General features: G+C 64.3%; 13 protein-coding genes, 1 tRNA gene and 1 pseudogene. 11 read left to right on the top strand and 4 right to left on the bottom strand.

Annotated elements, in window-relative coordinates:
* Positions 1 to 5 precede the first annotated feature (5 nt).
* From AC6CIE_RS22455 to AC6CIE_RS22440, 4 genes are read right to left on the bottom strand one after another with little or no spacing between them, the layout of a single operon-like run.
* Positions 6 to 1,427: an HlyD family type I secretion periplasmic adaptor subunit gene (locus tag AC6CIE_RS22455; protein ID WP_175123990.1), complete on the bottom strand. Its 1,422-nt coding sequence runs from the start codon at positions 1,425 to 1,427 to the stop codon at positions 6 to 8.
* A 7-nt stretch (positions 1,428 to 1,434) separates the two neighbouring features.
* Positions 1,435 to 3,600, bottom strand: coding sequence for a type I secretion system permease/ATPase (locus tag AC6CIE_RS22450; protein WP_370633017.1), 2,166 nt, complete (start codon positions 3,598 to 3,600; stop codon positions 1,435 to 1,437).
* Positions 3,584 to 3,796 (bottom strand): hypothetical protein, encoded by a 213-nt coding sequence (locus AC6CIE_RS22445; RefSeq protein ID WP_105238190.1) that lies wholly within the window; start codon positions 3,794 to 3,796, stop codon positions 3,584 to 3,586. Before AC6CIE_RS22445 ends, AC6CIE_RS22450 begins: the two co-directional genes overlap by 17 nt.
* A gap of 24 nt (positions 3,797 to 3,820) precedes the next feature.
* Positions 3,821 to 5,326 (bottom strand): TolC family outer membrane protein, encoded by a 1,506-nt coding sequence (locus AC6CIE_RS22440; protein ID WP_175123992.1) that lies wholly within the window; start codon positions 5,324 to 5,326, stop codon positions 3,821 to 3,823.
* A 530-nt stretch (positions 5,327 to 5,856) separates the two neighbouring features.
* Here AC6CIE_RS22440 and leuC point away from each other — a divergent pair.
* From leuC to AC6CIE_RS22385, 11 genes and pseudogenes are all read left to right on the top strand, one after another.
* On the top strand, positions 5,857 to 7,260 hold the full coding sequence (gene leuC / locus AC6CIE_RS22435; RefSeq protein ID WP_239216506.1) for a 3-isopropylmalate dehydratase large subunit: 1,404 nt from the start codon (positions 5,857 to 5,859) through the stop codon (positions 7,258 to 7,260).
* A gap of 23 nt (positions 7,261 to 7,283) precedes the next feature.
* Positions 7,284 to 7,934 carry a 3-isopropylmalate dehydratase small subunit gene (gene leuD / locus AC6CIE_RS22430; protein WP_498094075.1) on the top strand — a complete coding sequence of 217 codons (651 nt, stop codon included), beginning with the start codon at positions 7,284 to 7,286 and terminating at the stop codon, positions 7,932 to 7,934.
* A gap of 29 nt (positions 7,935 to 7,963) precedes the next feature.
* Positions 7,964 to 9,040 (top strand): 3-isopropylmalate dehydrogenase, encoded by a 1,077-nt coding sequence (gene leuB, locus AC6CIE_RS22425; RefSeq protein WP_175123995.1) that lies wholly within the window; start codon positions 7,964 to 7,966, stop codon positions 9,038 to 9,040.
* Positions 9,041 to 9,320: 280 nt separating this feature from the next.
* Positions 9,321 to 10,451: an aspartate-semialdehyde dehydrogenase gene (asd, locus tag AC6CIE_RS22420; RefSeq protein ID WP_175184985.1), complete on the top strand. Its 1,131-nt coding sequence runs from the start codon at positions 9,321 to 9,323 to the stop codon at positions 10,449 to 10,451.
* Positions 10,452 to 10,778: 327 nt separating this feature from the next.
* A complete protein-coding gene (locus AC6CIE_RS22415) occupies positions 10,779 to 12,785 on the top strand; it encodes a type IV pilus assembly protein FimV (RefSeq protein ID WP_498094072.1) in 2,007 nt (668 codons plus the stop codon).
* Between the two features lie 3 nt (positions 12,786 to 12,788).
* The gene (gene truA / locus AC6CIE_RS22410; protein ID WP_498094070.1) at positions 12,789 to 13,598 is read left to right on the top strand and encodes a tRNA pseudouridine(38-40) synthase TruA; all 810 of its coding nucleotides are present in this window, start codon (positions 12,789 to 12,791) and stop codon (positions 13,596 to 13,598) included.
* Between the two features lie 52 nt (positions 13,599 to 13,650).
* Positions 13,651 to 14,748 (top strand): TRAP transporter substrate-binding protein, encoded by a 1,098-nt coding sequence (locus AC6CIE_RS22405; protein WP_498094068.1) that lies wholly within the window; start codon positions 13,651 to 13,653, stop codon positions 14,746 to 14,748.
* Positions 14,749 to 14,804: 56 nt separating this feature from the next.
* Positions 14,805 to 15,470: a phosphoribosylanthranilate isomerase gene (locus AC6CIE_RS22400; RefSeq protein ID WP_498094066.1), complete on the top strand. Its 666-nt coding sequence runs from the start codon at positions 14,805 to 14,807 to the stop codon at positions 15,468 to 15,470.
* Between the two features lie 154 nt (positions 15,471 to 15,624).
* Positions 15,625 to 15,701, top strand: a tRNA-Val gene (locus AC6CIE_RS22395).
* A 65-nt stretch (positions 15,702 to 15,766) separates the two neighbouring features.
* Positions 15,767 to 16,690 carry a tetratricopeptide repeat protein gene (locus AC6CIE_RS22390; RefSeq protein WP_498094064.1) on the top strand — a complete coding sequence of 308 codons (924 nt, stop codon included), beginning with the start codon at positions 15,767 to 15,769 and terminating at the stop codon, positions 16,688 to 16,690.
* A gap of 145 nt (positions 16,691 to 16,835) precedes the next feature.
* Positions 16,836 to 17,198, top strand: a pseudogene (locus AC6CIE_RS22385) (YbaN family protein); the annotation flags it as partial.
* Positions 17,199 to 17,250: the final 52 nt, after the last annotated feature.

Raw genomic sequence — 17,250 nt, 5'->3', positions numbered from 1 at the left:
CTCCATTAACGTTCGGTGAAGGCGTTCGACTTCGCCCGCAGAATGGGCTTGAGCAGGTACTGGAGCACCGTGCGCTTGCCTGTCAGGATATGAACCTCTGCCACCATCCCGGGGATGATGGGCAACAGCTTGTCGCCTACGGTGCTGCGGTCCGTGCGCACGCGCACGACGTAGTAGGAATTGCCTTTCTCGTCGGTCACGGTGTCCGCGCCGATCTGTTCCACCCGGCCTTCCAGGCCGCCGTAGATCGCGAAGTCGTAGGCCGTGAACTTGACCTCGGCCTTCTGGTCCGCGTGCAGGAAACCGATGTCGCGCGGCTGGATGCGCACTTCGAGCAGCAGCGTGTCGTCCTTGGGGACGATCTCGATGATGTCCTTGCCCGGCTGCACCACGCCGCCGACCGTGTTGTTGAACAGGGTCTTGACGGTGCCGCGCACCGGCGCGCGCACTTCGGCCAGCTTGACGCGGTCGACCAGCGCGGCCTTGCCTTCGCGCAGCGTTGCCAGTTTGGTGTTGGTTTCAGACAGTTCGCTGCGGGCCTGGTTGCGGATGTTCAGCTCGGCTTCCTGGATCTTGCTTTCGGCTTCTTTGATGGAGGCCTGGAAGCGGTCGATCTGCGCCTCGGCGCCTTTCTGCTCGCCGCAATAACGGGCGACATCGCGTTGCAGACGCAGGAGGTCGACCTCGGACACGGCGCCGCTCTTGAGCAGCGGCCGGGTCACCTGCAGCTCGCGCGAGGTCAGGCCGCAGCTTGCCGAGGCCTGGTCGCGCTTGGCGATGGTTTCGCGCAGGTCTTCCTGGCGTTGCTTGAGCTGTTCGCGGGCCACGTTGACGGTGGCGTTCAGCTCGGTGTTGCGTGCCTGCCAGGCGTTGCGTTCCATTTCGCCCAGGCCGGGCGCCTGCTTGAGCACTTCCTCAGGCGTGACGAAGGGCTCGCCCGTGGCCAGCGCTTTCAGGCGGGCGGACTTGGCCAGCAGCGACAGATACTCCGCATTGTTCTCGCCCAGCGACGAGGTGAAGCGGGTGGAGTCGATCTTCAGCAGGATCTCGCCGGCCTCGACTTCCTGGCCGGGGCGGACCAGGATCTCCTGGACGATACCGCCGTCCAGGCTCTGGATGATCTGCACTTGGCGGGACGGCACGACCTTGCCTTCGCCGCGGACCACTTCGTCGATGCTGCCGAAGCCCGCCCAGACGAGCAGACCCATGGTGGCCAGCAGCGAGGTCCACAGCAGGATGCGCGAACCGCGGGCCTGGGACTCGTGGATGACCCATTCGGCGTTGCCGATGTAGTCGGACCGCTGGACGGGTTTGCCTTTGTCGGCGCCGTCCAGGATGCGATCGAAGAAGAAGACGAAAAGGTTGCGCGGGGCGCGCAGCAGGTTGCCAAAGAAACCGTGCTTGGGGGCTCCAGGATTGTTGAGCATGGTCTTCTCAGCTTCCGCGTCCAACGCGTCCTTGACGCAGGGCTTCGACAACTTGTTCCTTCGGACCGTCGGCCACGATATGGCCGTTGTCGATCACGATAAGGCGGTCGACCAGTTCAAGGAGCGCGGTGCGGTGCGTCACCAGCAGGATCGTCTTGGTCGCGCTGGCTTCACCCAGGCGCTTGCGAAGCTGGGCTTCGCTCTGGTGGTCCATGTTGCTGCTGGGCTCGTCCAGCAGCAGGATCGGCGGATCGTTGATCAGCGCGCGGGCCACGGCCACTGACTGGCGCTGGCCGCCGGAGAGCGATTCGCCGCGCTCGCCGATGATCATGTCGAAACCATTGGGGTGCAGGTTGGCGAACTCGGTCACGCCCGCCATGTTGGCCGCCGCCAGAATGCTGGCGTCGTCGGCGTAGGGCGCGCCCATCGCCAGGTTGTGCTTGAGGCTGCCGTAAAACAGCAGGGGATCCTGCGGAACGTGGCCGATGGCCCGGCGCACGTCGGCCGGGTCGATCTGGCGCACGTCCACGCCGTCCAGCAGCACGGCGCCTTCGGTGGGCTGGTACAGAGCCAGCGCCAGCTTTTCAAGCGTCGTCTTGCCAGAACCGATGCGGCCGATGATGCCGACCTTCTCGCCCGGCTTGAGCTTGAACGACACCTTCTTGAGCACCGGCTGCGTGCTGCCGGGATACGCGAAGGTCACGTCGCGGAACTCCAGGCCGCCGTGGAACACGGGGCGATGCAGGAATTCCGCCTCGGCCGGACGCTCGATCGGCATCTTCATGTAGTTGTCGATGGAACCGAGCGACGTGCGCGCGTTCTGGTACTGCATCAGCAGGCCCGCAACCTGGCCGAGCGGCGCGAGGCACCGGCCGGCGATCATGGATGCGGCAATGATGCCGCCCATCGACAACGCCGATTCCTGGGCCAGATACACGCCGATGATCACGACCGCGATCGACACGAGCTGCTGGACCGCCTGTACGAAGCCCACCGTGGACGACGAGATCAGCTTGAGCTTGCCGCCCGTCTGCGCAATGAATTCGGTGGCGCGCTCCCAGTTGCGCTGGATTGCGCCCTGGGCGTTCAGCGTCTTGACGGCTTCCAGGCCGGTCAGCGCTTCGACGAGCGTGGCGTTGCGTTGCGACGAGGCCTGGAACGAGGCCATCGTCAGCGCTTCCATGCGCGCCTGCGCCGCCAGCGACACCAGCAGGATCAGCACGATGGCGACCAGCGGCGGCAGGATCATCCACGGTGAAATCCAGGCCAGGGCGGCCAGGAACAGCAGGATGAAGGGCAGGTCGACCAGCGTCGTGATGGTGGCCGAGGCGATGAAGTCGCGAATGGATTCGAACGAGCGCAGGTTGGCCGCGAAGGATCCGACCGAGACCGGACGGCCTTCCAGCCGCAGGTCCAGCACGCGTTCCATGATCTGCGCGGACAGGCGCACGTCGACCCGTTTGCTGGCGCTGTCCACCACATGGGACCGCGCCGTGCTCAGGATCATGTTGAAGATCACCACCAGCGTGATGCCGATGGCCAGCACCCACAGCGTTTCGACGGCGTTGTTTGGCACCACGCGGTCGTATACGTTCATGGTGAAGAGCGGCATCGCCATGGCGAACACGTTGATCAGCAGCGCCGCGACGAGGGCGTCGCGGTACAGCCGGCGGTTCTCCATGATGGCCGCCCAGAACCAATGGCGCTCCCGCACCTTGGCGACTTCCGGGGCGCGGGCGTCAAAGCGGAATTGCGGGCGGACGAAGCACACCAGCCCGCTGTACTGCTCGGCCAGTTCGGCCGGGTCCATGTCGAAGGAACTGCCGCCCAGTTCGGGATGGCTGACCACGAATTTGCCGCCGTCCTTCTTGAGCAGCAGGCACGCGCGTTCGCCCTTGAGCAGCAGAATGGCCGGCAGGAGGTCCTGCGAGATGTCATCCAGCGTGCGCTTGACCACGCGTGCCGAAAGCTGCGCCCGCGCGGCTGCGCGGGGCAGCAGGGCGGGCGTGAGGCGGTGTTCTTCGAGGGGCAGGCCCGAGGACAAAGCTTGCGCGGTGGCCGTCACGCCATGCAGGCGGGTGATTTCCACCAGGCAATCGAGCAGCGGATCGTCGTGCGCGGCGCGGGCATCAGCGCGCCAATCCCGGGCGGCCTTCTCAGATAACTTGTCCATCTTCGTCATCCAACAGGTCGAGGTGTTCCGAGAGACGCGCACGCTGCTGCTTGCGCTGGGTGAGCTTTTGCTGGGCCTGGACAGGCAGGTCTGTCATCCGCAAGGTGCCGTTGGCGATCAACGCGTCAATTAAGTCTTCAAGGACGCGGACAAAATCCGCGTCCAACTGCGAGAAATCACTGCCCTTGTTTGCCATTGGGCCTCCTTGCGGCTGCGCCGGTCAGGGCCGGGCGGCAGGCGCGTTCACCGGCACCAGCGTGGGGGGCAGGGTGCCTTCGTTGTAATGCACGCGCACGGGAGCCAGTCGGGCGGTATCCGGAACGGTCGAATTGCACAGCTTGATCACTTCGTCCGACACTTCCAGCTTGCCGTTTTCCTCGGGCATCTCATTGCGCGCGGGTTGCAGCGCCAGCGCCGGCAGCAGGGTGTGGGACAGGGCCAGCCAGCGGTACTGCGCAAGACGCAGATCATAAATGGCATTGGTCAGCGCACGGCGCGATTCGAACAGTTCATTTTCCGTGTCCAGCAGGTCCAGCAGAGAGCGCTGGCCGATCTGGAACTGTTGCGCGTACGCATCACGCACCTTGGTCGTGGCCACCTCGTGATCACGCAGGAAGGGCAGCTTCTGGCTCAGGCTGGTGATGTTGTTCCAGGCCACAGCCAGGTCCTGCTGCACGTTGCGGCAGGTGTAGTCGCGGATGTCGCGGGCGGCGTAGGACTGGTTGGCGGTCTGGCGCACGCGGGCGGAGTCCGCGCCGCCGCGGTACAGGTTGTAGCTCATCACGACCTGCACGCTGGAGCTCTGGATGTCGCGGCTTTGCGGGGTCGGATCATTCTGGTCGCGGCCCGTGTTGGCCACGAATTCAAACTTCGGCGAGAACGCGCCCTTGGACGACTGCACGCCCGCCTGCGCGGCCTGCAGGCTCGCCTGCTTGGACAGGAAGCTGGGGTTGCGGCGCAGCGATTCATTGAAATTGCCCGGGGCCTTGGGCAGCTTGTCGGCGATGTCAGGCGCCGGCAGCATCGATTCAGGCGGGAAGGCGCCGGTCACGCGCTGGAAGCGCTGTTGCACGTCCAGCAGGTTGGCCGTTTCGGTCATCAGGTTGGTCTGGGCCAGCGACAGACGGCCGCCGGCCTGTTCCAGGTCGACGCGCCGGCCGACGCCGGATTCCGTGCGCTCGCCGATCTGCTTGAGGGTGCTTTCGTGCAGCGAGTAGTTCTGGCGAGCCAGCAGCTCCATGTCGCGATAACGCTGCAGGTCGATATAGGCCTGCACGGCGGTGAAGGCGGTGTTGTCGCTGGTGGCCAGCACGTCATAGAAGCGCGCCAGCTTGTCGAAACCGGCCTGCTTGACGTCGTTGGTGGTGCGGAAGCCATCAAAAATCAGCTGGCGCAGTTCGACGCTCCAGCCGGGGCGGTTCCAGCTCTGCGAGCCGACGCCGGGCACGTTGTTGCGCCATTCGCGGCCCAGGTAACCCTGCGCATTGATCTGCGGGAAGTAGGCGGCGCGGGCGACGGCCTGGCCTTCCAGGGACGCCTGGAAGTCGTGGTATTTGGCCTGGATTTCGGGATTGCTGAGCAGGGTCTGCTCAACGATCTGATTCAACGTCACTTGCGGTTGCCCGGCGGGTGCGGCAGCGACGGGCGTCGCGGACTGTGCAAAAACGGCAGGGGCAAATGCAAGGGCAAGGACCGAGGTCGTGCTTTTGAGCAAAAACGAAGCCATAGTGATTATTCGCGAGTCAAGTTGAGATTGAATGGCCGCCATGTTGTATGTAAATGTCAGCTTTGGCGAGTCAAGATTTGTTAACTCTTGAGGATTATTGCTGGCGGTCCATAAGGTGAATTTCGCGCAACATCTAACTACTTCCTCGAATTTGCACGAACATCGCTTAACCTAACGCGGCTTATTTCTATTAATACGGATTATTACGTATTATTTCGAAGTAACAGCGTTCGGAGCGTGTGGCGATTATATCTATTTGAGAGTTCTGTATCTATTTTGTTTACCAATTTGTATCCGTCTCAAAAATATGAGCGTGGTTTATTTGTTATGCAACAAGTTGACATGGCGGTCGCTTTCGGCGGGGAAGCGCCGTCAGCATGGTAGTGGTGGTACTGGTATATAAGGTGTGCTTGTACTAGGTTTGGTGGCTGGGCATAATCCTTTTCATGCCGCAGCAGCCGGCGCGGCAGGGAAGCGTTTTACCCATCGCGCCGGACTCAAGCCGGATTGTCTATTTGCAGAGCGCATCCATGGCCCAAACCCTTTACGACAAACTCTGGGACGCCCACATCGTCCATCAGGAATCAGACGGCACCTGTCTGCTCTATATCGACCGCCACCTGCTGCATGAGGTCACCAGCCCGCAGGCGTTCGAAGGGCTGACGATGGCAGGCCGCAAGCCGTGGCGTACCGGCGCCAACCTGGCCGTGGCTGACCACAACGTGCCCACGATGAACCGTGCACAGGGCATCGACGACCCGATCTCGCGTTTGCAGGTTGACACGCTGGACGACAACTGCGGCAAGTACGGCATCACCGAATTCCGCATGAACGACCTGCGCCAGGGCATCGTCCACGTCATCGGACCGGAGCAGGGCGCGACCCTGCCGGGCATGACCGTGGTCTGTGGCGACTCCCACACCAGCACACACGGCGCGTTGGGCGCGCTGGCCTTCGGCATCGGCACGTCCGAAGTCGAGCACGTGCTGGCCACGCAGACGCTGCTCATGAAGAAAGCCAAGAGCATGCTCATCAAGGTCGACGGCGAGCTGCCGTTCGGCTGTACGGCCAAGGACGTGGTGCTGCACATCATCGGCATCATCGGCACGGCCGGCGGCACGGGTCACGCCATCGAATTTGCCGGCAGCACGATCCGCGCGCTGTCCGTCGAAGGCCGCATGACCGTCTGCAACATGGCGATCGAAGCTGGCGCCCGTTCCGGCATGGTCGCCGTCGACGACAAGACCATCGACTACTTCCGCGGCCGTCCGTTCGCGCCCACCGGCGTCGTCTGGGACCAGGCCGTCAAATACTGGCGCACGCTGCACACCGACGAAGGCGCCAAGTTCGACACCGTGGTTGAAGTCAACGCGCGCGACATCAAGCCGCAGGTCACGTGGGGCACGTCGCCCGAAATGGTGCTGCCGGTGGATTCCCGCGTGCCGGATCCCGACCGCGAAAAAGACGACGTGCGCCGCAGCGGCATGGAGCGCGCGCTGGAATACATGGGCTTGAAGCCCAACACTCCGCTGACCGACATCCGCGTGGATCGCGTGTTCATCGGTTCGTGCACGAACTCCCGCATCGAAGACCTGCGCGCCGCGGCCGTCGTGGCGCGTGGCAAGCGCGTGGCGTCCAATGTGCGCCAGGCGATGGTGGTGCCGGGCTCGGGCCTGGTCAAGCAACAGGCCGAACGCGAAGGCCTGGACAAGATCTTCATCGAGGCCGGCTTTGAATGGCGCGAACCGGGCTGTTCGATGTGTCTGGCCATGAACGCCGACCGCCTCGAACCCGGCGAGCGTTGCGCCTCGACCTCGAACCGCAACTTCGAGGGCCGGCAAGGGCAGGGCGGCCGCACGCACCTGGTCAGCCCGGCCATGGCCGCCGCCGCGGCCGTCGCCGGCCATTTCGTCGACGTCCGCACGTTCCGTTAAGCGACAAGCACCGAGTAGACATCATGCAAGCATTTACCACTCACGAAGGCCTGGTGGCGCCGCTCGACCGCGAAAACGTCGACACGGACCTCATCATCCCCAAGCAGTTCCTCAAGTCCATCAAGCGCACGGGCTTTGGCCCCAACCTGTTTGACGAGCTGCGCTATCTGGATCACGGCGAACCGGGCATGGACAACAGCAAGCGTCCGGTCAATCCGGATTTCGTGCTGAACCAGCCGCACTACCAGGGCGCCTCGGTCCTGCTGGCCCGCAAGAACTTCGGTTGCGGCTCCAGCCGCGAGCACGCGCCCTGGGCGCTGACGCAGTTCGGTTTCCGCGCCATCATCGCGCCGTCGTACGCCGACATCTTCTTCAACAACAGCTTCAAGAACGGCCTCTTGCCGATCGTGCTGTCCGAGCTGGAAGTGGCGCGCCTGTTCGATGAAGTGAAGGCGTTCCCGAACTACAAGCTGAACATCGATCTGGACCGCCAGGTCGTCATTGCCGCGGACGGCCGCGCCATGGGTTTCGACATCGAACCCTTCCGCAAGTATTGCCTCTTGAACGGCTTTGACGACATCGGCCTGACGCTGCGCCATTCGGACAAGATCCGCGCCTTCGAGGCCGAGCGCCTGGCCCGTCATCCGTGGCTGGAAAGCCGCCCCATCGCCTGATCAAACCATCGAAACAGGATCGTTTTTCAATGACCCACAACATCGCAGTCTTGCCGGGTGACGGCATCGGCCCGGAAATCGTCGAACAGGCCGTGCGCGTCCTGAAGGCGCTGGACGTTCCCTTTGACATCAAGGAGCAGCCAGTCGGCGGCGCCGCTTTCGACAAGTTCGAGCACCCGCTGCCGCCCGCCACGCTGAACCTGGCCAAGGAATCGCACGCCGTGCTGTTCGGCGCGGTTGGCGACTGGAAGTACGACACGCTGCCGCGCGAGTTCCGTCCCGAACAAGCCATTCTGGGCCTGCGCAAGGCGCTGGGCCTGTTTGCCAACCTGCGTCCGGCCATCCTGTATCCGGAACTGGCCAGCGCCTCGTCGCTCAAACCTGAGATCGTGTCCGGTCTGGACATCCTGATCATCCGCGAACTGACCGGCGACATCTATTTCGGCACGCCGCGCGGCGTGCGTTCGTCGCCGGACGGCGCCTTCACCGGCGAGCGCGAAGGCTACGACACCATGCGCTACGCCGAATCCGAAGTGCGCCGCATCGCGCGCATCGGCTTCGAATCGGCGCAGAAGCGCAACAAGAAGCTGTGCAGCGTCGACAAGGCCAACGTGCTCGAGACCTCGCAGTTCTGGCGCGACATCGTGATCGAAGTGGCGCGCGAGTACCCGGACGTGGAGCTGTCGCACATGTACGTCGACAACGCGGCGATGCAGCTGGTGCGCAACCCGCGCCAGTTCGACGTCATCGTCACCGGCAATCTGTTCGGCGACATCCTTTCCGATGAAGCGGCCATGCTGACGGGTTCGATCGGCATGCTGCCCTCGGCCTCGTTGAATGCCAGCGGCCAGGGCCTGTACGAGCCCAGCCACGGTTCGGCGCCGGACATCGCGGGACAGGGCATCGCCAACCCGTTGGCGACGATCCTGTCGGCCGCCATGTTGCTGCGCTACTCGTTGAACCTGGCGCCGCAGGCGGATCGCATTGAAGCGGCTGTGCGCAGCGTGCTGGCCAGCGGCCTGCGTACCGCCGACATCTTCGAGCCTGGCACGACGAAGGTCAGCACCGCCGGCATGGGCGACGCCGTCCTGAAGGCCCTGGGCTGATCCCTCGCGTTGGACTGCTGCGAGGCGGTCCTGACCAACGCGCGCTGCGTTAAAAGCGTGCAGCGGTATATATACAGAGGGGCCGCCCGGCGGGTGGCCCCTCTGTTTTGGGGGGGCATGCATTGCTGTTGCCGCGATGCGCCGGACTCTTCCTCCCGGGCTTGCGGCCCCGTTTTTTTCGAGCTGCAGTGCAACATCCCTGCGTGCATTCTGATAAATTGTTGAATTGCACGAAATTTCCCCCTCCTTATCTTGTCACCCCCTTTAAAGAGCGATTGAAATGAATCAAGCAGTAGGCCTTGTCGGCTGGCGCGGTATGGTCGGCTCGGTGCTCATGCAACGCATGCGCGACGAGAACGACTTCGCACTGATCGAACCGGTGTTTTTCTCCACCAGCAACGCTGGCGGCGCCGCGCCCACTTGGGCAACTGGCGCAGGTCCGCTGCAAGATGCCTACAACATTGACGCTCTGAAAAAACTGCCGATCATCGTGACGGCGCAAGGCGGCGACTACACGTCCGAGGTCTATCCCAAGCTGCGCGGCGCGGGCTGGAACGGCATCTGGATCGACGCGGCCAGCACCCTGCGCATGGCCGACGACGCCATCATCGTGCTGGACCCGGTCAACCGCCCGGTGATCGACGCGGCGCTCAAGCGCGGTGTGCGCAACTTCATCGGCGGCAACTGCACCGTCAGTTGCATGCTGATGGGCCTGGCTGGTCTGTTCAACAACGACCTGGTGGAATGGATGACCTCCATGACCTACCAGGCCGCATCCGGCGGCGGCGCGCAGCACATGCGTGAACTGCTGACCCAGTTCGGCGAGATCAACCAGTCGGTCAAGTCCCTGCTGGACGACCCGGCCTCGGCCATCCTGGAAATCGACCGCGGCGTGCTGGCCAAGCAGAAGGACGACGCGCTGCCCCACGAACACTTTGGCGTGCCGCTCGGCGGCAACCTGATTCCCTGGATCGACAAGGACCTGGGCAACGGGATGTCCAAGGAAGAATGGAAGGGCGAAGTCGAGACCAACAAGATCCTGGGCCGCGGCGCCGCCTTCGGCACGGCGCCCACCCCGATCGACGGCCTGTGCGTGCGCATCGGCGCCATGCGCTGCCACAGCCAGGCGCTGACCATCAAGCTCAAGCGCGACGTGCCGCTGGACGAGATCGAAGCCCTCATCGCGCAAGGCACGCAGTGGGCCAAGGTGGTTCCCAACACCAAGGAAGCCACCGTTTCCGCGCTGACGCCCGTCGCTGTCACCGGCACGCTGGACATTCCGGTGGGCCGCCTGCGCAAGCTGTCGATGGGCTCGCAATACCTGGGCGCCTTCACGGTCGGCGACCAACTGCTGTGGGGCGCTGCCGAGCCGCTGCGCCGCATGCTGCGCATCGCGCTGAACGAAGCCTGATGCCGGGGCGGGCGGCGGTTTCAGCTGCCCGTTTCGCGCAACGATGCGGTCAGGGCACCTTCGGGTGCCCTTGTTTTTTGGCGCGCGGTGGGATGTGCGAAAGCGTTGGGTGCACCAACGTGGCGCAGCCGGGAAGCGCGCGGCGCGCGGCCCGGTTCGCAAAACCTCCCGGGTGTGCCCGTCGGCCAACGTGCGTGCCCCGTTCAGGTTTGTGAAATGCGCTTGATCCATTACACTTTTCGGGTGAATTGAGGCCCATTTTTGCGCGGCAAATGGCGCGAATGGGCCAAGGCCCGTAATTCGATTACAAGAACGGAATTCCAGCTTATGACCCAGCGTTCGCGCCACGTGAAGCATGCCCGCCGTTTGAAAGCCCTTCAGTGGGCCATTGCGCTGGCGATCGGCTCAAGCGTCTGCGGGTCGGCGCTGGCCATGCGCGTCGGGCATTCTCGCGTCGTTTCCGTGCCGGGCGCGCCGCTGCAGGCGACCGTGGGTCTGCAGGAATTGACGCCCGAAGAAATCAGCTCACTCAAGGTTTCGATTGCCGACGAAGCTGCCTGGCAGCGCGCGGGCGTCAAGCCGCCGGTGCCGCTTGCCAGCATGGTGGTTCGCGTCGAAGACGGAATCGACCCGACGCGCAAGAATCTGCGGGTGCGTTCCACGCAGGCGCCGGCTAGCGGAGCCGTGGATCTGCTGCTCGACATCAATTCCAGCTCGGGACAGCGGCAGGTACAGGTCAGCATCCTGGTGCCGCTGCGCGGCACCAGCGCAGATGTCACGCCCGCCGCCGTGGGCGCCCCTGGCCGCACGGGCGGCACGTCGGGCACGGTCACGGTCAAGTCGGGCGATTATCTGTTTGCCATTGCCCAGCGCAACGCGGTGCCGAACGCGTCGGTCTACCAGATGCTGGTCGCGCTGTGGCGCGCCAATCCGCAGGCCTTCATTCAGAACAACATGAATCTGGTGCGTTCCGGCCAGACGCTCAAGATCCCGGACGCCGCCACGGTGCGCGCCATCGATCCGGCCGAAGCCCGCCGCATCTTCAACGAGCATGCCGAGGCGTACGCGAAGTACCGCGGACGGGTGGGTGCAGCGGCAGGTGCGAATCCGTCGGTGGTCAAGGGCCAGGACGCCGCCTCCGGCACGGTCGCCCCGCCGGCCGATTCGGGCGTCGCCACGGCTGCACCGACGCAAGATCGCGTGCGTCTGTCGACCGGCCAGGCCCAGGACAGCGCCGCCGCGCAGGCCGAGGTGCAGGCAGACGCCAAGACGTCCGCCGACCGCGCGCTCGCGGACACGCAAGGGCGGGTGAATCAGCTTCAGGCCAATGTGGATGAACTGACGAAGGCTGTTGCGCAGCAATCGGCTGCGGCCGGCGCGGCTGGTGCAGGTGCGGCTGGCGCTTCGGGCGGCGCCGGTGCGGCCGGTGCGCCGGGCTCGACAGGCACTCCGGGAGCGACAGGTACGTCGGGTGCACCGGGCGCGACAGGTGCAGCCGGCGCTCCCGGCGCGGCAGGCACTCCGGGTGGAGCAGGCACTTCGGGTGGAGCAGGCACTGCTGGCGCAACGGGCACTCCGGGTGCCGCAGGCACTCCGGGCGCAGCAGGCACTCCGGGCGCAGCAGGTACTCCGGGCGCAGCAGGTACTCCGGGTGCCGCAGGCACTTCGGGTGCCGCAGGTACTCCAGGCGCAGCAGGTACTCCGGGCGCAGCGGGTACTCCGGGCGCAGCAGGCACTCCGGGCGCAGCAGGCACGCCGGGTGCCGCAGGCACTTCGGGTGCAGCAGGCACTCCGGGCGCAGCAGGTACTCCGGGCGCAGCAGGTACTCCGGGCGCAGCAGGTACTCCGAGCGCAGCAGGTACCCCGGGCGCAGCAGGCACTCCGGGCGCAGCAGGTACTCCGAGCGCAGCAGGTACTCCGAGCGCAGCAGGCACGCCGGGCGCAGCAGGTACTCCGGGCGCAGCAAGTACTCCGGGCGCAGCAGGCACCCCGAACGCGGCAAGCACGCCCGGCGCCACAACCTCCTCACCCTCCGACGCCGACAAGCCCGTCGGCACGCTTCCGGACAAAACTGTGCAAACTGGCATGCCCGGCTGGCTGGCCGACAATCTTCTCGTGATCGTTACCGCGGTGCTGGCGCTGGTTGCCTTCGCCATTGCCTGGCTATTGCGCCGGGCCGCCGCGCGGCGTGACGATGATGACGAGGACAGCTTTACCTACAACGAGCCCGCGCTGGATACGGCAGCGCTGAACCGCAAGCTCGACACCATCAATCTCGACCTGGACGTACCGCCCACGGACGAACCGCGCCGTATCGGCGGTCCTCGGGTTTGAAGCATGTCTAGAGTTGCATTGGGGCTGGCGTATGACGGCTCCGCCTGGCAGGGTTGGCAGACACAGCCGCACCGGCAGACGGTGCAGGATTCGCTGGAATCCGCCCTGGCCAGTTTCTGTGGCGTCGCCAATCCGGTGCCCACGATCTGCGCCGGGCGCACCGATACCGGCGTGCATGGCGCGATGCAGGTGGTCCATCTGGACACCACGCTGAACCGCAAGACCGAATCCTGGGTGCGTGGCGTCAATGCGTTTTTGCCGCCCAGTATCTCCGTGCAATGGGCCGAAGAAGTCTCCGACGAGTTCCACGCGCGTTTTTCGGCGCGCGCCCGCACTTACGTCTATCTGCTCTGGCGCGGCCGAGTGCGTCCGGCGCTGTGGGCAGGACGTGCGGGTTGGTGCTTTCAGCCGCTGGATGTGGACGCCATGCGCGCGGCCGCCAAGGCGCTGGTCGGCGAGCATGATTTTTCCAGCTTCCGTTCCTCGCAATGCCAGGCCAAGCATCCGGTGCGGCACATGCACAGCCTCGAGATCGAAGAGCGCGGACCGTTCCTCGTCTTCACGCTGAAGGCAAATGCCTTTCTGCATCACATGGTGCGCAACATCATGGGTGCGCTGCTGCAGGTCGGGCAGGGCAGGGAATCGGTGGACTGGATGACGCAGCTTCTGGCGTGGCGTGACCGCAAACGCGGCGCGCCCACCTTTGCGCCGGATGGCCTGTACCTTGCCAGCATCGATTACCCGGAAGCCTTCGGGCTGCGCGAACTCGATGGCGGGGCGTCGCTGCTGTCGCCCTTTACTCAAACCTATTAGGGAAGCCGCCGCGCAGCCGGCGGGATCCCGCGCCTTTCTGGAGGCATGCGCCATGCAACGCCGCGCGTTTCTGAAGCAGACCGCCCTGGGCGCCGCCGCCGGCAGCGCCGTGCTGGCCGCTCCCGCCATTGCGCAGGAAGCGCCCAACCTCACCTGGCGGCTGGCTTCGGATTTTTCGGCCGACGCGGCAACGCTGTTTGCGGGGGCCGCCGACGTCGCGCGTTATGTGGCCGAGGTCACGGACGGGCACTTCAACATCGAGGTCTTTCCGGCCGGCCAGTTGTTCCAACCGGGCCAGGCGCTGGAAGCCGTGCAGCACCGCATCGTCGAATGCGGCCATGCGGCATCGGCCAAGTATTTCACTACCGATCCGGCGCTTTGCTTTGATGGCGGCGTGCCATTTGGATTGAACACGCGCCAGATGAACGCATGGATGCGGAAAGGCGAGGGTCTGACGCTGACGCGCGAGGCCTTCGCCAAGTTCGGCATCCTGAACTTTCCCTGCGGCTATACCGGCGCGCAGATGGGCGGGTGGTTCCGCGGCGAGATCAAGACCGTTGATGACCTGCGCGGCCTGAAGGTAGCGGCCGATGGCTTTGCCGCCCATATCCTGTCGCGACTGGGAGCGACGCCGGTCGACATACCCGCGAGCGATGTGCATGCCGCGTTGGCGCAAGGCGTGGTGGACGGGGCGGCGACAATCGGCCCGTTCGACGATGAGCGGTTTGCGTTGTTCGAAGTCGCGCGCAATTATTACTTTCCGGGCTGGTGGGCCGGCACGCAGCAGTTGTCGCTGTACGTCAATCAAGACGCGTATGGCGAGCTGCCCAAGGCCTATCAGACCGCGCTGTCCCTGGCCTGCGCCGCCGCATGCAACGACATGATTGCCGCGTTCGATGCCAACAATCCCGATGCACTGCGCCGGCTGGTGTCGCAGGGTGCGCAATTGAAGGCGTATCCGCGGCCAGTGCTGCAAGCTGCGCACGAAGCCACGGTGGCGTCCTGCAATGAATTAAGCGCGAAAGACGCGACGTTCAAGAAGCTCTACGACAGCATGCTGGCTTTCCGCGGCAAGCAGGTCCCGTGGTTCCGCATGGCCGAGGGCAGCTTCGACAACATGGTGGCGACGCTGGGCGCGCCCGGGGCGTAGGGGCCGGATATACTGGCCTATCCAGTCGCCGCGGGGCGACACATCCAGAAAATGCCATGCGTACACGCATAAAGATCTGCGGGCTGACCCGCGAAGAAGACATTGAAGCCGCCGTTTCGGCAGGCGCCGACGCGATCGGTTTCGTCTTCTATCCCAAGAGCAAGCGCTGTCTCACGCCTGTTCGCGCCGCGCAGTTGCGCCGCGGGGTGCCGGCGTTTGTCGACGTCGTCGCGCTCTTCGTGAATGCGCAAGAGGAAGAGGTGCGCACGGTGCTGGGCGAAGTCGGGCCCGACCTGCTGCAATTCCACGGCGACGAAACGCCGCTGGAATGCGCGCGCTACGGGCATCGCCACCTGCGGGCCTTCCGTGCCGGCGCGCCCGGCCTGGAGACGGCGGAAAACCTGGCAGCCACTTGCCGCGCATACGGCCAGGCCGCGGGATGGTTGTTCGACAGCTACAGCTCCGGTTATGGCGGCAGCGGACACGGTTTCGACTACGCGTTGCTGGATGACGTGCGGGCCGATCCCATGTCCCGTCCGTTGATTCTGTCCGGCGGCTTGAATGCAGAAAACGTCGGCGCGGCCATCGAATCCGTGCGGCCTTGGGCGATTGATGTGAGTAGTGGCGTCGAAGTCGAGCAAGGAATAAAAAGTTCTGATAGAATCTCGTTCTTCGTTGCTGCGGCACATGACGCAGACACGAAACTGAAGGAAAAGAAGTAGTGCTTTAAAGCGCTTTAGAGCGTGTTGCGAAAGGGCAGTTTGGCAAGGCCGCAAGGTAAATGCCGCAAAACCCGAAACGCAATAAAAACTGCAAAAAATCTTCCAAGACGATTTGCACAGTTTAAAAAAGCACTATATAATTCTTCTTCTTTGCAGGCGGTTAGCTCAGCTGGTTAGAGCGCCACGTTGACATCGTGGAGGTCGTTGGTTCGATTCCAATACCGCCTACCAAATTCCTGCAAAGGTGTGTTCGATAGAGCTAGTCGGACACAGACCTGAAAAGCCGCGACAGTCTTATGACTTCGCGGCTTTTTGCTTTTCCGCGTGCGACGGTGCTTTTAACAAATCAAGCGCGCGGCGCGATCGTCGGATCGGTTCGCAACATCGCTGCATGGGTTCGCACCATCGCCGCATCAGTATCGCAACGCTGTTGCCTTGGTATCGCAATAGCGTCGCATCAATACCCACGCAGGTATATTCCTGCTTTCCCAATTCAAAGCCCGCCCATGCACTGCACGTTGAAGGCGTTCGTTCTGGCTCAGTTGCTGTGGCTGCCCGGCTGCGCAATCAAGGCGCCGTCGCCGGCGCAAACGGCTAGCGACGAGGCGCCGATGTATGCGGGCGCAGATCGCCGCGCGGCCGCAGCGTTGCGCGCGGGCGATGAACAACAGGTTGCACAGGCCGCGAAAGCGTTTGCATCGCCATCGGCGGCGGCGCAGGCGCGGGTCGAAGAGGGCTATCGTCTTTTTCGCGAAGACCAGCCCGGCCAAGCCATGCGGCGCTTCAATCAGGCCTGGCTGCTCAATCCCGACAACGCCGAGGTATACGCGGGTTTCGCGGTCATTCTGGAAAGCCAGCGCAAAGTCTGCCAGGCGATGAGCATGATGGACCGCGCGATCAGTTTGAATCCGCCCGCGTTTCGCGGCATTTATGCGGACGCGGGCCGGATCGCGGCGCGTTGTGCGGCAGAAGACAAGACGCTGCCGCCCGAGGCGCGCATCGCGGCCACGACGCGTTCGGACGAGTGGTACCGCAAGGGCGAGGCCGTCGAGCCGGACAAGGGTTATCTGTATGCGTCATGGGCCACTGCCTACTACTGGCGCGGCCAGTATGGCGAGGCGTGGGCCATGGTTCACCGGTCGCGTGACGCCGGCGGCAGCCCTGATGCGGAATTCGTCAGGATGCTGCGCGCCCGCATGCCGGAGCCCGCCGCATCCTGAGCCGGTCGATGCGGGGGGCGTCGAAGATAATGCGGGCAGGGCAGACGTTGCGGGCACGGCAGACGATCCGGGCGGAGCAGGCAATGGACGCGGCACGAAGCAGCCGGTTCCCCTCCCGCCCATTTGCGATATCCTGCACACCATCATGATGAGAGCACTTTGGTTATGCCTGGGCTGCCTGATGCTGGCGCTGGGCGTCATCGGCGCCTTTCTGCCGGTGATGCCGACGACGATCTTCCTGATCCTGGCCGTGGGCTGCTTTTCGCGCTCGTCGCCCCGGCTCGAGAAATGGCTGCTGGACAGTCCGACATACGGTCCATCGCTGCGCGCCTGGCGTGAACAGGGCGCGGTATCGCGCAAGGGCAAAACGTACGCCAGCCTGGGCATGGCAGCGGGCTATGTGTTGTTCTACTGGAGCGCGAATCCCTCGCCGTTGCTGGCCATCGGCGTGGGCATCTTCTTTCTGGCCAGCGCGGCCTACGTGCTCAGCCGGCCCAGCCCGCGTGCCGTTAGCCAGGCCACTGACCCCGCAGCCGAACCGCTCACCGAACCGACTGCCG

Source organism: Achromobacter sp. GQ309, assembly GCF_059759315.1.
This window is presented reverse-complemented; position numbering and strand designations above follow the sequence as displayed.